Annotated in this window: 11 protein-coding genes and 1 pseudogene; 8 read left to right on the forward strand and 4 right to left on the reverse strand. The window is 62.6% G+C overall.

The window, feature by feature from the left end; all coding sequences use genetic code 11:
- The first annotated feature begins 2 nt into the window (after positions 1-2).
- The 4 genes and pseudogenes from QMK17_RS04055 (at position 3) to madC (ending at position 5,699) form a co-directional block, all read left to right on the forward strand.
- Positions 3-1,603: pseudogene (locus tag QMK17_RS04055) on the forward strand (GMC oxidoreductase).
- Between the two features lie 215 nt (positions 1,604-1,818).
- Complete coding sequence (mdo, locus tag QMK17_RS04060) at positions 1,819-3,090, forward strand: NDMA-dependent methanol dehydrogenase (RefSeq protein WP_283507159.1); 1,272 nt, start codon at positions 1,819-1,821, stop codon at positions 3,088-3,090.
- Positions 3,091-3,117: 27 nt separating this feature from the next.
- Positions 3,118-4,206: a MadB family AAA-type ATPase gene (locus QMK17_RS04065; RefSeq protein ID WP_283507160.1), complete on the forward strand. Its 1,089-nt coding sequence runs from the start codon at positions 3,118-3,120 to the stop codon at positions 4,204-4,206.
- Entirely contained in the window at positions 4,203-5,699 is a 1,497-nt protein-coding gene (madC, locus tag QMK17_RS04070) for a MadC family VWA domain-containing protein (RefSeq protein WP_283507161.1), read from the forward strand. The genes QMK17_RS04065 and madC overlap by 4 nt, the downstream gene beginning before the upstream one ends.
- Here the strand turns inward: madC and QMK17_RS04075 are convergent.
- Positions 5,654-7,429, reverse strand: a complete 1,776-nt coding sequence (locus tag QMK17_RS04075; protein ID WP_283507162.1) for a nitroreductase family deazaflavin-dependent oxidoreductase — start codon at positions 7,427-7,429, stop codon at positions 5,654-5,656. The two genes, madC and QMK17_RS04075, sit on opposite strands and share 46 nt — an antisense overlap.
- A 108-nt stretch (positions 7,430-7,537) precedes the next feature.
- Here QMK17_RS04075 and QMK17_RS04080 point away from each other — a divergent pair, with 108 nt between their 5' ends.
- The 4 genes from QMK17_RS04080 (at position 7,538) to QMK17_RS04095 (ending at position 13,226) form a co-directional block, all read left to right on the forward strand.
- Positions 7,538-8,125: a TetR/AcrR family transcriptional regulator gene (locus QMK17_RS04080; RefSeq protein ID WP_283507163.1), complete on the forward strand. Its 588-nt coding sequence runs from the start codon at positions 7,538-7,540 to the stop codon at positions 8,123-8,125.
- A gap of 99 nt (positions 8,126-8,224) precedes the next feature.
- Positions 8,225-9,844 (forward strand): MFS transporter, encoded by a 1,620-nt coding sequence (locus QMK17_RS04085; protein WP_283507164.1) that lies wholly within the window; start codon positions 8,225-8,227, stop codon positions 9,842-9,844.
- 76 nt (positions 9,845-9,920) lie between these two features.
- On the forward strand, positions 9,921-11,006 hold the full coding sequence (locus QMK17_RS04090) for an MFS transporter (protein WP_283507165.1): 1,086 nt from the start codon (positions 9,921-9,923) through the stop codon (positions 11,004-11,006).
- 36 nt (positions 11,007-11,042) lie between these two features.
- Positions 11,043-13,226, forward strand: a complete 2,184-nt coding sequence (locus QMK17_RS04095; RefSeq protein WP_283507166.1) for a thiamine pyrophosphate-dependent enzyme — start codon at positions 11,043-11,045, stop codon at positions 13,224-13,226.
- Between the two features lie 20 nt (positions 13,227-13,246).
- Here the strand turns inward: QMK17_RS04095 and QMK17_RS04100 are convergent, their stop codons facing one another.
- The 3 genes from QMK17_RS04100 to QMK17_RS04110 are packed head-to-tail and all read right to left on the reverse strand — an operon-like array spanning position 13,247 to position 14,543.
- Positions 13,247-13,684, reverse strand: a complete 438-nt coding sequence (locus tag QMK17_RS04100) for a GNAT family N-acetyltransferase (protein ID WP_283507167.1) — start codon at positions 13,682-13,684, stop codon at positions 13,247-13,249.
- Positions 13,684-14,304, reverse strand: a complete 621-nt coding sequence (locus QMK17_RS04105) for a TetR/AcrR family transcriptional regulator (RefSeq protein ID WP_283507168.1) — start codon at positions 14,302-14,304, stop codon at positions 13,684-13,686. The genes QMK17_RS04100 and QMK17_RS04105 overlap by 1 nt, the downstream gene beginning before the upstream one ends.
- Before the next feature lie 53 nt (positions 14,305-14,357).
- On the reverse strand, positions 14,358-14,543 hold the full coding sequence (locus QMK17_RS04110; RefSeq protein ID WP_283507169.1) for a rubredoxin: 186 nt from the start codon (positions 14,541-14,543) through the stop codon (positions 14,358-14,360).

A 14,543-nucleotide genomic window follows, 5' to 3' on the forward strand; every position in this document is an offset into this window, starting at 1 on the left:
TCGTGGGAATCAGCAGGCGGTCATTTCTGGTCGGTGCAGGAGCAGCAGCCGCGGGGCGACGCTTGCTTCTGCCAGCACTGCTTCGGCAAGCATCTCACCCGCCCGAAAAGGTGTTCCGCTGACTCGTGAGGATCATCGAGTCGTGGTCATCGGAACAGGGTTCGGAGGCGGCGTCACGGCGCTGCGTTTGGCCGAAGCCGGCGTTCCGGTCACGTTGCTCGAGCGCGGAATGCGCTGGCCTACAGGGCCGAACGCCGAGACATTCCCGCACGTGTCCACTCCTGACAAACGCCTACTGTGGCATCGCACAAACCCTCAGGTGTTCGGGCAGTCGGTTGCGTTCGATCCATATGCGGGTCTGCTCGAAGCGGTGATCGGCGACAACATGACGGCCGTCTGCGCGGCAGGCGTCGGCGGTGGGTCGCTTGTTTATCAGGGCATGACGCTGCAGCCCGCAGAACACGTGTTCAACGCGAACTTCCCAGAAGAACTCGACTGGGCAATGATGAATCGTGTTCACTACCCGCGAGTTGCGAAGATGCTCGGGCTGGCAACCGCGCCCGACGAATTGATCGCGAGTCCCAACTATCAGGCGGCACGGATGTTCGCCGCCAATGCCACTCGCGCTGGATATCCGGTATCGAAGATACCGATGCCGATCGACTGGAACTACGCTCTTGCGGAGTTGCGCGGCGAGATGAAGCCGTCGTACACCAACGGCGACGACGCAATGGGCGTCAACAACGGCGGTAAGCACTCGGTCGACGTCACCTACATCGCGGCCGCGGAAGCAACAGGCCTCGTCACGCTCGAGACGCTGCGCGAAGTCCGTGACGTCGAACGAGCTCCCGACGGGCGATGGACCGTCTACGTCGATCGGACCGACGCGTCCGGCACCGTGCTCGAGAACAAGATACTCACGACGAACGCTCTGGTCATGGCAGCGGGAAGCGCCAATACGACGAAGCTGCTGCTCCGCGCCTCCTCTACGGGACGCATTCCCGATATGCCCGACGCTCTGGGTGAGGGCTGGGGTACCAATGCCGATCGCATCTATGTCTGGGCGGACACCGGCGGGTTCGGTCCGACGCAGGGCGGGCCCGTCGTCTACGGCAGTTTGCAGTGGGACGATCCGAATGCGGCGATCACCGTCATCCAAGCGTCGTTCCCGCCATTGGCGCTGGGTTCTACACCGATCGACATCAGAAGCACGACGATGGTCGGATACGGAGTCAGTGCCGGCAGAGGCAGATTCGTTTACGATTCGGCCACGGACGACGCCGCGCTGCGATGGCCTTACGAGGGTGACGCCGTGATTCAGTCGAAGATCGGGCCGGTGGCGCACACGATCGCAGGTCCCACCGGGCTACTGGTCGACAGCAACGCCATCGTCCCGACAACTTGGCACCCGCTGGGCGGCGCGAACATGGGGCAGGTGTGCGACCTCCAAGGACGCGTCCACGGCCAACGCGGTCTGTATGTGCTGGACGGTGCGTTGATGCCGGGCAACTCGGCGGCGTGCAATCCGTCGATGACGATCGCCGCCGTCGCCGAGCGTGCGCTGGATCGACTGGTCGTCGAGGACGTCGGCACGGTCATTTGAGGCACGGTCATTTGAGGCACGGTCATTTTGAGGCACCGTCATTCGAGTGATCGAGACCTCTCCCGGCGCTGAGCAGTTCGACCGAACAGTGCCCCTTCCTGTCCGATCGGGTAGTTCGGGTCGGCACTCGTAGGGTTAGCGGCAGAATCCCTTGTTCCCGGGCACCTTCCGGGGACAGAGTGAGCGCAGTCACATTCGCTCACCAGGAGGAACCGATGGCAATCGAGCTCAATCAGATCTGGGACTTCCCGATCAAGGAATTCCACCCCTTTCCCCGCGCACTCCTCGGGGTGGGCGCACACGACATCATCGGCGTCGAAGCCAAGAATCTCGGCTTCAAGCGTTCGCTTCTCGTCACCACCGGCCTCCGCGGCTCCGGCATCATCGAGGAACTGATCGGCAAGATCGAATACCAGGGTGTCGAGGTCGTGCTGTTCGACAAGGTCGAGTCGAATCCCAAGGACTACAACGTCATGGATGCCGCGGCGATGTACCAGAAGGAGAAGTGCGACAGCATCATCTCCGTCGGTGGCGGATCCAGCCACGACGCGGCCAAGGGCGCCCGCATCGTCATCGCCCACGACGGTCGCAACATCAACGAGTTCGAAGGCTTCTCGAAGACCACGAACAAGGAGAACCCTCCGCACATCGCCGTATCCACCACCGCTGGCACGGGTTCGGAGACTTCCTGGGCCTACGTCATCACCGACACCTCGGACATGGACAAGCCGCACAAGTGGGTTGCATTCGACGAGGCGTCGATTGTCACCGTCGCGATCGATGACCCGCTGCTGTACTACACCTGCCCTCAGCACTTCACTGCGTACTGCGGGTTCGACGTATTGGCCCACGGCAGTGAGCCTTTCGTCTCGCGGCTTGATTTTGCGCCGTCACTGGGCAACGCCTTGTACTCGGTGGAACTCGTCGCGAAGAACCTCCGAGAAGCCGTGTACGAGCCGCGCAACCTGAAGGCCCGTGAGGGAATGATGAACGCGCAGTATATTGCCGGCCAGGCATTCAACTCGGGCGGCCTCGGCATCGTGCACTCCATTTCGCACGCCGTCAGTGCCTTCTTCGACTCGCATCACGGACTGAACAACGCCATCGCTCTGCCGCGAGTGTGGGAGTACAACCTCCCCGCGCGCTACGAGCGCTACGCACAGTTGGCGGGTGCCCTCGGAGTGGACACGAGGAACCTCTCGACCGTCCAGGCGGCAGATGCAGCGGTCGAGGCCGCGATCAGGCTTTCCAAGGATGTCGGCATCCCCGACAACTTCGGCGCCGTCAACACCGGGTCATACGACAAGAATCGGATGAATACCGGAAAGTACAACGGCCGAGGCGAAGTCATCCCGGGCGACGAGAAGACCGTGCTCAAGATCTCCGAGCACATCCAGGACGACTGGTGCACCCCGGGCAACCCGCGCGAAGTGACGATCGGCTCGATGATCCCGGTGGTCGACCACGCAATAAACGGCGCGTACTGATCCATTCCAGCACAAGGAGCAGAAAAAATGACATCGGCCGGCCTGGAAGCATGCGGTGATTCGATCTTTTCCGACAGTGCGAATACCGTTCGTGACGGTTTGCGCGAGACGGGCTACATAGCGGACGACGATCTTGCCGTCGTAGTCCATCTCGCCATCGCACTCGATCGACCACTGCTACTCGAAGGACCGGCCGGCGTCGGCAAGACCGAACTGGCCAAGGCGCTCGCCGTTGCCGGTGGGCGTCGGCTGGTTCGGCTGCAATGCTACGAGGGGCTCGACGACAACCGGGCGCTGTACGAATGGGATTACGCCAAGCAACTGCTGCACGTGCAAATGCTGCGCGACCGAATCGGTGCCGAGCTCGCTGAAATCGACACCACCGAAGCCGCATCGAAGATGTTGGCGAGCAAAGATTTCGGACTGTACTCCGAGAAGTTCCTCTCGGTCAGGCCGCTGCTCGACGCGATCCTCTCGGAGGAGCCGGTCGTGCTGCTGATCGACGAGGTGGATCGAACGGAAGAGTCCATGGAAGCATTGCTTCTCGAGATTCTTGCCGAGAAGCAGATAACCATCCCCGAGGTCGGAACTTTCACCGCCCGCTCCGATCCATGGGTGATATTGACCTCCAACGACACTCGTGAACTGTCCGCTGCGCTCAAGCGTCGATGCCTTCACTTCTCGGTCGGATTCCCCACGCCGGAGCGCGAGCGTGAGATCGTCTCTTCTCGGGCTCCCGAAGTGGAGGAGAAGACCGTCGCCGACGTCGTCGAACTCGCTCGTTCGCTGCGAGAACTGCCACTTCGTAAGAGCCCCTCGGTCTCCGAAGTGATCGACGCTGCGCGAGCAGCGATGCTGCTGCAGGGCAACGGCCAAGTCAAGGGACCCGACGCCGAACGCACACGCGAGATCTTGATGTCGGCGCTGCTCAAGTACGGCAGCGACGTGGATCTGGTAAGAGAGCGCTACACCGCACCGGCACAGGAAGTGTCGTCCGCGTCCCGCGCGAGCATGGCGTCGAAGCCTCCGAACACCACCACAGCGGCGTTCCGCGGACGCGGGGGCGGTACCGACGTAGCCAGGGCCGCACGAAGTGGCGGGATCAACAGACAATGAGCGGCGTTGCTGCCCACGTCCTCGACGTGATCTCGGCGGTCTTCGGTAGGTTGCTCAGGCGCCACGGCGTTGCGGCATCGCCGGCCGAGATCATCGAGGTCAGACGGGTGCTCGGTCTGATCGGGGCCTCGAACCTGGATGTATTGAGGTCTGCACTGCGCGCAACGTGCGCCAAGTACACCTATGAGCAAGAGGGTTTCGATGCAGCGTTCGACGCTCTGTTCGACCCGAGACCGGTCAGCGATCTGGACGAGCGCCGCACCAGCCGAGCCATGGCATCGGAAGGGTTGCCCACCGATCTCGAAATATCGAACGACGACCACGAGACCGCCAAGTACGCCGACTACAACGAGCGCGCTGCCGAGGTCGGCGAGTTCTTCGATACGCCTGACGCCGAGAAGGGCTTCAATCCGCACAAGGACGACGACGATCTGTCCATCACCGGTAGCGACTCGAATCTGGAGGTCGACACCGACAGTGACAGTGGCACTCGTGGTGTGAGTTTCACTGTCGACGTCGACCGAGCCGACTCGGCCACCGTCGGAGATCTGTCGTCGGCGCAGGCCGTGGTCTCGCAGGGCACTCTGAAATGGGACGACCCGGCGGGCATCCTGGGCTGGCTCAATTCATATGATCCCAATGCGCTCTATGGGGATCAAGGCGACGCCGACGAGCTCACGCAGTCTCAGCTGGAGAAACTTGTCGAGGCAGTGGAAGCATTCGTCGATGCGATTTCGGGCGGAGAAACTGCAACGCCCACTCCGGTTGGCGGCACCACCGATATTCCGTCGCGCGCCGAGGTGAACAATGCTTGCCGAGAACTGTTGCGCCGTATGCGCGGAACACCGCGTCCTCGTCCGCGCGAGGCGACCAACGGGCGGTTGAACATGCGTCGCACTGTTCGCGCCAGTATGCGAACCGACGGAGTCCCGTTTCATCTGATGGTGGATACTCCTGTGCCAGAACGTGTTCGGCTACTGATTCTCGCGGACGTATCTCTGTCGGTCCGGCCTATCACTGCATTCACGTTGCGCCTCGCGCAGGCGATGCGACACCGGACCAGCAGATGCACGGTGTTGGCATTCGTCGACAATCCCGTCGATGTCACCGACCTTTTGGCCCGCAGTACAGGTGATGACGCTTTGGCGTCGGTGCTCGCGGCCCCAGAACTCGACCTGGAGGCGAGTAGCGACTACGGCCGCACCTTCGAAGGACTGTTGACGACGCACGGATCCAAAGTCACAGCCCGCACCTCGGTGCTGATCGTCGGAGACGGACGCTGCAACGGCTTGCCTCCGCGCGTCGACAAGCTCGAGGAGTTGGCCCGCAAGGTGCACCGGTTGGCGTGGGTGACGCCGGAACATCAGCGGTACTGGACTCAGGCTTCCTGTGCAATGGGCGAGTACGCCGAGGTGTGCAACGGTGTGGTGACCGCGCGTGATGCTCGTCAACTGATCGAGCGCGCGCCCGAGTTGGGGAACGCGCTGCGGTGAAGCGGCGTCACCGCCCGTGAGCGCGGGGGACCCTCGAACGTTACCCGCACCGACACCGGAGTTGTCTGCAGCGCACCGAATGTCGCGCCCACCACACGGCCCAGGACCGGATTGGTGGTGAAGGTGCGCGCCCGGGCGATGACGTCGTCGGTGGGTACGAATTCCGCAATGCCGGGGCGCCACTGGTTACCCACCCGAATGCGGACGCGTGGATCGTCACCGATATTCGCGCCCCAACCGGATCTGGTGCCGTGCTGCGAAATGATCCATGCGCCGGTGTCGTCGAAGCTCGCAGACACCGGAACTCGTCTGGTCAAGCCCGATTTGCGGCCCACGGTCTCGATGTCGGTCATCAGTGGAACTCGTATGCCGATGGCGGTGAGCCCGTTCATCACCGGGTTGGCGAGGTACCGCCCGACGAAGCGCTCCTGCGTGAACTTGCGTACCGCAGGATCGGTACCCGTTCCACTGCGCCTGCTTCGGAAGGCATCGAGTCCGTTCCGCTGCAGGGTGGTCAGGGCCGTTCGCCATACCGGCCGCTCTGGATCCGGTGCTCCGCCGTCGCCGATCAAATGCAACTGATCGGTGTGCCATTGCAGATCGAGTGCGCCGTCGAGCGACTTCAGTGGCGCGTACTTCTTCGGTAGGCCGAGTGTGATGAGGGGGGAGACGAGGCGATCCGCTTGGTCGCGGATCAACGCATGACCTGAATGCGGAACAACAGCGGTGGGTCGCCCCAATCCGACAAGGTCGCAATCACCGGATGCCACGGCGGAGTTCATTGCCGCTCGGGTCCGGAATCCGCCGGTGACGGCGAGGGGCACGTCACCGGCGGCCCGGCGTACTTCCCGTGCGTAATCAAGGAAGTAGGCTTCGCGTTGCTTCGTGCTGTCAGCGACCTGGACCGGCCTGCCCATCATCGCGGGTGATTCGTAACTGCCCCCGCTGATTTCGATCAGATCGATGTGTTCGTCGACGAGGCGCTCGACGACGAGCCGGGATTCCTTCTCGCTGAAGCCGCCTTTCTGAAAATCTGCCGAGTTGAGTTTGATTCCTACAGCGAAGCCAGGCGACACCGCAGTTCTGATGGCGCGAACAACGCCCAGTACGAAAGCCATTCGACCGTCGATATCGCCGCCCCACCGATCCTCGCGCTTGTTGGCTGCGGGAGAGAGGAATTGGGAGACCAGGTAGCCGTGCGCGCCGTGGATCTGTACGCCGTCGAAGCCGGAGGTCTGGGCGAGGACGGCAGCCGTCGCGAATCGTTCGATGATGTCTTCGATCTCGTGATCGGTCAGGGCCCGAGGTGCAGGTATTCCTGGAATGTTCGGAGCGATCGCCGACGGCGCCACGGGCTTCGTGCGGGTTGCCAGCGGATTGGCCTGACGACCCGGGTGATTGAGCTGCATCCACACGGGAGAGCCGCCATCACGCGCGGATGTGGCCCAACGCGCCAGGGCGTCGAGGTCTCGATCATCTTCGATGACGACGTTGCCCGGCTCGCCGATATGCTGGCGATCGACCATCACGTTGCCGGTGATGACGAGTCCGTAGCCCCCGGCGCCCCACTGGGCGTACAACCGTTCGAGCCGAACGTCCGGGCTGTGGGACGAGTTGCCGAGGCCCTCACTGAGCGCAGCCTTCATCACTCGGTTCGGCAGCACCTGGCCGCACGCAAGAGTGAGTGGAACGGCAAGAGGGTGTGTGTTGCGGACTTCGCCGATGACCATGCTCGCTCCTGGTTCGCAGTTATGCTGGATTACATATTCCGGCAACATTATGTGTGACCCACGGTTACGTCAATGGTTGCCAGAGACGGATTATCGACAGGAGTGAACGTGAGCAGGAGTACTGCACGCGAGGACATGCTGCGCAGCGCGGCCATGCTGTTCCGTGAAAGGGGGGTGGAGGCGACCTCCCTCGCGGACGTCATCGAGCATGCGGGCGCACCCCGCGGGTCGATCTATCACCACTTTCCACGCGGAAAGCCGCAGCTCGTGGAGGAGGCGACACGGACGGCGGGTGCGCTGATGGGGTCGATGATCTCTGCGGGTCTCGCGAACAGCGGACCCGCCGAAACCTTGCGAGCGATCATCGGCGGCTTCCGTGGCCAGCTCGAATCGACCGACTACACCGCAGGGTGTCCGGTCGCGCCCGCCGCCTTCGAGGGTACGAACTCGCCGGCGGCACTGGCGGCGGCGGGGGAGTCGTTCACATCGTGGGAGGACACGATCTCGGCGTCACTGTGGCAGCGCGGACTGTCCCAGGATCGATCGCGCGCAATCGCGACCATGGCCATCTCCGCCATCGAGGGCGCATTGATCATCGCGAAAGCCCAGCGCAGCACCGTGGCGCTCGATCGAGTCGAAGCCGAGTTGCTCGCCTGGCTGGATGCCGCGCTGGAATCTGTCGAGAACAGGACCTAGCAACTCTCGCCCCTGACGAAAATATTGCTATTACTCGAAGTCACAGATATCTTCTGTCTATCACGCTATGTTGAGCGTCATAGTCGAAGGGAATCTCCCATGCCGCAATCTCTCGAATCTCGAGTCATCGGACCTGGCCTGTCTGCACGACAGCGATATCTGGCGTTGGCGGTGATCTGCGTCGCCGAACTTCTGGTCGTGCTGGACAACACCGTCGTCAACGTGGCATTGCCCTCGATAGGGCTCCAGCTGCGGTCGAGCATCAGTGGACTGCAGTGGGTGGTCGACGCTTACACACTCACCTTTGCGGGACTGCTGCTCGCCTTCGGTCACCTCGGAGATCGATACGGCCGAAAGAAAGTCATGATGATCGGGTTGATCGGCATCGCGGTGATGTCGGTCGGCGGCGCCCTGGCCACCGACCTCGGTCAGGTTGTGATCGCACGGGCGGCCATGGGGGTGTGTGCCGCGGCGGTATTCCCGGCGACACTCGCGCTGATCATCAATATCTTCACCGACGGCAAGGAACGCGCCCTCGCGATCGCAGCATGGACGGCGATGGCAGGTTTCGCCATCGCGATCGGCCCGACCGCGGGCGGGTTTCTGCTGGAACACTTCTCGTGGCACTCGGTTTTCTGGATCAACGTGCCGGTCGCTGCCGTCGTCGTAGTCGGGGCCTACCTGTTCGTACCGGAATCGAGATCCTCGCACGTCGGCAAGTACGACCCGCTCGGTATTGCGTTGTCCCTCGTCGGCATCACCGTGCTGGTGTGGGCGATCATCGAAGCGCCGCATCACGGCTGGCTGTCCACCATCAGTATTGCCGCTTACATAGGAGCAGTAGTGTGTCTCGCCGTGTTCGTCTGGTGGGAACTTCGCACTCCGTCGCCGGTTCTCGACATGAACCTTTTCCGCATCCGCCGATTCGCGTTGCCTGCCTTGGCAATCGCCGTCGCGTACTTCTCCATGTTCGGTTTCCTGTTCATGATCACCCAGTACTTCCAGGGCGTGATGGAACTCAGTCCACTGCAATTCGGCATTCACTCGTTGCCGTTCGCTGTATCCATCGCGATCGGCGCACCGCTGGCCACCGTTATCGCGCAGCGGATCGGTACCACCGCAGTGATCGTCTTCGGCCTGGTTGTGATGAGTGTCGGAATGTTCATCGCCGGTCAGGTGGAGGTCGAGACACCCTATGTCGGTCCGGTGGTCATTTCGATGGTTCTGATGGGACTCGGGCTAGCAATAGTTCAGGGACCAGCGACGGAGTCGATCATGTCCTCGGTGACCCTCGACGAGGCAGGGGCGGGTTCCGCGGTGAACGATACGACCCGTGAGGTCGGCGGCACACTGGGTGTGGCCGTCCTCGGTTCGATCGTGGCGTCGGTCTACAAGACAAAGGTCTCGCCTCTCGTCGACGCTGTTCCCGACGCACTGATGGAGCCGTATCAGAAGGCATTCGCACGTGAGACCGTTGTCAGCGTGATCGAGATCGTCAAGTCGCCGAGCAATTCCATCTTCGCCACCCAGAAGGCGGATCTGGTGTACGCGATGAAAGCTGCATCGCTCGAAGGCTTTCAGCTGGCCTCGTTCGTCACCGTCGGATCAGCGATGGCGTGTGCACTTGCCGTCGCGATATTCCTGCCGTGGGGACGACCGGAAGGCGACGGCGTGTTGCTCGCTTGGCGGAACAGCGTCCAGGCCGGGCATCGAAAATAGTGTTCACCAGCTCGCGATCACACGACGTGTCGGACGTTCGTTGCTGTCCGAGAACAGGTGTGGGCTCGATTTCCTGATGCGCTCGACGTCGGGTGCCTCGACCACGCTGATCGGCGCACTCCCGACGTACGACGCGATCGGCATTCTCGCCCCCGTCCTGCTGGTGGCACTGCGCCTCATCCAGGGCTTCGGTGCAGGTGCCGAGATTGCCGGTGCGACTGTCATGCTCGTGGAATACGCACCGAGCAAGCGTCGAGGGCTCATCGGTTCGCTCGTGTCTCTCGGAACCAACTCCGGCACGCTCGCGGCTTCGGGTATCTGGGCGATTCTCCTGGTGGTACTGACCGAGGATCAGCTGGTCAGCTGGGGCTGGCGCATCCCGTTCCTCGCCAGCTTCTTCCTGATGGTGTTCGCGATCTGGCTGCGGTCCAATCTCAAGGAAAGCCCTGTTTTCGAGAACCGCGCAGATGTCGTCGACGGCGTTGCACTCTCACACGCCGAGGTCGAGCAGGCGGATGCAGAGACCAAAGAAAGCGTTCTGGAGTCGGGACTCAAGCAGCGCAAGGGCCGCGCGTTCTTCGTCGCCCTCGGCTTGCGATTCGGTCAGGCCGGTAACTCCGGTTTGATCCAGACCTTCCTGGTGGGCTACATAGCCTCGACGCTACTGCTGGACAAGTCGATCGCCACGACGGCCATCGTCTACGGCTCCCTGCTCGGTTTCGTCACCATTCCGGTGGTCGGCATACTCGGGGACAAGTTCGGTCGACGACCGATGTACATGATTCTCAGCGGCGCGACGATGGTGCTCGCGTTCCCGCTGCTGTACCTGGTTACCAGCGGTAACAATGCCACCCTGATTCTGGCGATGGTGTTCGCACTCAACATCGGCGTGCTCGGCCTGTTCTCGCTCGAGAGTGTCACGATGGCCGAATTATTCGGTGCACGAACACGATTCACCCAGCTTGCACTGGCCAAGGAAATTGGTGGCATTCTTGCTACCGCCATCGGACCACTGATGGCTGCAACGCTCACCGCCGTCACCGGAAGCTGGTGGCCGATCGGAGCCATGTTGGTCGTCTACTCCGCCATCACGCTGGTGTCGGCCTACCTCTCGCCGGAGACCCGCGGACGCGACTTGGTCAGGCTCGACGACGCGATCTGATGTGCCTGGCGGCGAAGCCGCATAGACTTCGGCAGCATGGCCGAAGCGATCGACGAACACTTCCTCGACACCGTCGCCGCCCCGGTGCGAGAGCCTCGTTCACTCGGCCCGGACCTTACGCCCGCACGCGCGCTCGAGCTGTTCGACGCCCAGCTCGGTAGTCGGCACCTGGACTTCGCGGCGCGGTGGCTTCGATCGAAGGGGCAGGGTTTTTACACCATTGGATCCTCGGGGCACGAAAGCAACGCAGTGGTCGCCGGCGCCTCTAGGCCGACGGATCCTGCACTGCTGCACTACCGTTCGGGTGCGTTCTTCCTCGAACGCGCCAGGCAGGGCGGCGCGTTCGATTCAACGGGGAGTGATCGCACAGGTAGCGATCCGATCAGGGATGTGCTGCTCGGCCTGGCCGCGGCGACGGACGATCCGATCTCCGGCGGCAGACACAAGGTATTCGGCCGAGCCGACCTGGCCGTGATTCCGCAGACCTCGACGATAGCCTCGCACCTGCCGCGGGCCGTGGGCGTCGCGTTCTCGATCGGGCGTGCGCGCGCCTTGGCGGTCGAATCGCCGTGGCCATCCGACGCGGTGGTGGTGTGCAGCTTCGGCGACGCGTCCGCCAACCACTCCACCGCGGTGGGTGCCATCAACACCGCTGTGCAGACGGCATATCAGGGCTTGCCGATGCCGCTGCTGTTCGTCTGCGAGGACAACGGCATCGGGATCAGCGTGAAGACGCCCACGGGGTGGATCGCGTTCAATTTCGCAACACGACCAGGACTCGAATACTTCCATGCCGACGGTGACGACCTCGTCGCCGTCCATCGGGCATCGACCGCTGCCACGAACTGGGTCAGGCAGCATCGCCGTCCGGCGTTCCTGCACATCGCGACCGTGCGGCTGATGGGTCACGCCGGCTCGGACGTCGAATCTTCGTATCGCACCGCCGCCGAGGTGAGCGCCGATCACGATCGAGATCCAGTAGCGTGTACCGCCAGGTTGCTGATCGATGCGGGCGTCATCACGGCCGCAGGCGCTGCGGAACTGTACGAGGCCAAACGAACCCAGGTCATGGATATCGCGCGCGACGTCATCGCATCACCGAAGCTGGCCGATGCAGCAGCGGTGATGAGACCTCTGACCGAGCTGAACGAGTCTCTCGCCGAAGTCGTTGCGGATAGCATCGAGTTGCCGCCCGAGTCGACCTATGCGCAGGCGACGAACGCCGCGCTTCAGCACATACTGACCCGTTACTCGAACGCGGTCCTGTTCGGCGAGGACGTCGCCCGCAAAGGCGGGGTGTACGGCGTCACCAGGGGACTGCAGTCCAGATTCGGATCGAGGCGGGTGTTCGATACGGTGCTCGATGAGCAGTCCATCCTCGGATTGGCCACCGGCGCAGGTGTTTCAGGTCTACTTCCGATCGTCGAAATCCAGTATCTTGCCTACCTTCACAATGCCGCGGACCAGATCCGTGGGGAGGCGGCGACGCTGCAATTCTTCTCCGACCGCCGGTATCGGAATCCGATGATCGTCAGAATTGCGGGCTATGGCTACCAGAAGGGCTTCGGTGGACATTTCCACAACGACAACGCAATTGCGGCGCTGCGTGATATCCCCGGCATCGTCGTCGCCTCGCCGTCGCGTCCCGACGATGCAGCCGCGATGCTCGTCGCCTGTGCGGCTGCAGCCTCCGAGCAGGGAGCGGTGTGCTTGATGCTGGAACCGATTGCGCTCTACCACAGTCGGGATCTCTACGACGACGGTGACGGCGGCCGGCTCGCGGGCGGGACTGTGTCGCCGGTGACGATCGGACAGGCAAGAACGTACGGCGCTGACGGCGGGGGCAATGATCTGACCATCGTGACGTTTGCGAATGGCGTCGGGATGAGCCTGCGCGCGGCCCGCAGGTTGGCGGGCCGCGGCATCGAGGCACGTGTGGTGGACATGCGGTGGATTTCGCCGATGCCCGTCGCCGACATCCTCGAACATGCCAGCGCGAGCGGGCGCGTGCTCATCGTCGACGAGACCCGCAGGTCCGGTGGAGTGAGCGAAGGCGTGATCGCCGCTCTGGTCGACGCGGGCTTCGACGGACAGATTGCACGGGTGACGAGCGAGGACAGCTTCATCCCTTTGGGCGACGCAGCCCTGCACGTGTTGCTGTCCGAGGACACCATCGTCGACGCTGCTGTTGAATTGGCGGCGGTGAAATCAGCTACTTGATAGCTGGTGAATCATGGGGATCAAAGAATTGCAGATCTCGTCATCGGTAGGTGCGCGATTGCATCTTCCATGTAGTCCGGTCCGCTTCGGGCGAAACCGAAACCGCCATACCACTTTTCGAGCTGACTCTGAGCTCCGATGACGACGGCCTCGCCCGAGGCGAGTTCGAGCGCAGCCATCATGAGTTGTGCACTCAGTCCGCGGCCGCGTGCGTCGGCGGCTGTACACACGCGTCCGATACGGGTCTCGCCGTTCGAGCGGAGCACACGCAGCGTGGATACGACCCGCCCGTCGATGTTGTGCCAGAAATGCACGGTATCGGGGTGCTCGTCGGCGCCGTCGAGTTCGGGGTACGCGCAGTCTTGTTCGACGACGAACACGTCGACCCGAAGTTTGCAGATCGAGTACACCTCATGGCCGTTCAGCTCGGCGAACGGAGCGGAATGCAGCTCGGGCATCAGGCATCGCCCTTGATCGTGTCGACGAACGGTGTGAGCAATGACGCAAGGTCGGCTGCGACATCGGACGAGTTGCTCGGAGGCATGGACACGTAACTGAGCGCGAGCCGGACAACGGTGCGGCCCAGAACATCCGCGTTGTGCGCCGAGGCCCTGAGCCAGCTGCGCTCGAAGGTCTGCGCGAGTCGCAACGCCGCATGCTCGATCAACATGCCGCTCTCGGTGGTCACCAGTCTGAGCAAATCCGGTGGAGGATCGTCGGTGAGCATGGACATCACCAGCGGATCCGACGCACTACGAGCGAAGAATTCGGTGAAGGCGATGTACAGGGTTCGGAGACTGTCACCCTCGTTGGAATAGACAGCGTCGTCGACGGCGGAGACGAAGGAGTCGGTCAGCCGAAGTGCGTAGCCTTGCGCCAGACCCTTCCTGGTGCCGAATTCCTTGTACAGCGTCTGCCTACTGATTCCCGCGGCACTGGCGACATCGGCCATGTTGACCGTGGACCAAGTCCTCTGCAACAGCAGATCGTGGAGGCCGTCCAGGATCGTGGTGCGCATCAGGTCGGTCGCCGCGCTCTTGTAGGGGCTCGGGTTCACCGGACGGGTCGTCACATCCATCAGTCTATCTGCAGCGGCCGATCTGTCCGGTGCGGTGATGCGGGAGGCGGCCGTCACGGCCTGCTGATCTCGACCATGAAGAAGTCGGCTTTCGCCGCGCCGCAGTCCGGGCAGCTCCAATCTTCCGGGATGTCATCCCATTTTGTACCGGGTTCGATGCCGTCGTCGGGCCAGCCGATCTCCTCGTCGTATTCGAACCCGCACTGAATGCACTGGTACAGCTTGAAATCGGTCGACAT

Origin of the sequence: Rhodococcus sp. G-MC3, assembly GCF_030063335.1 — a bacterium.
Classification (GTDB): domain Bacteria; phylum Actinomycetota; class Actinomycetes; order Mycobacteriales; family Mycobacteriaceae; genus Rhodococcoides.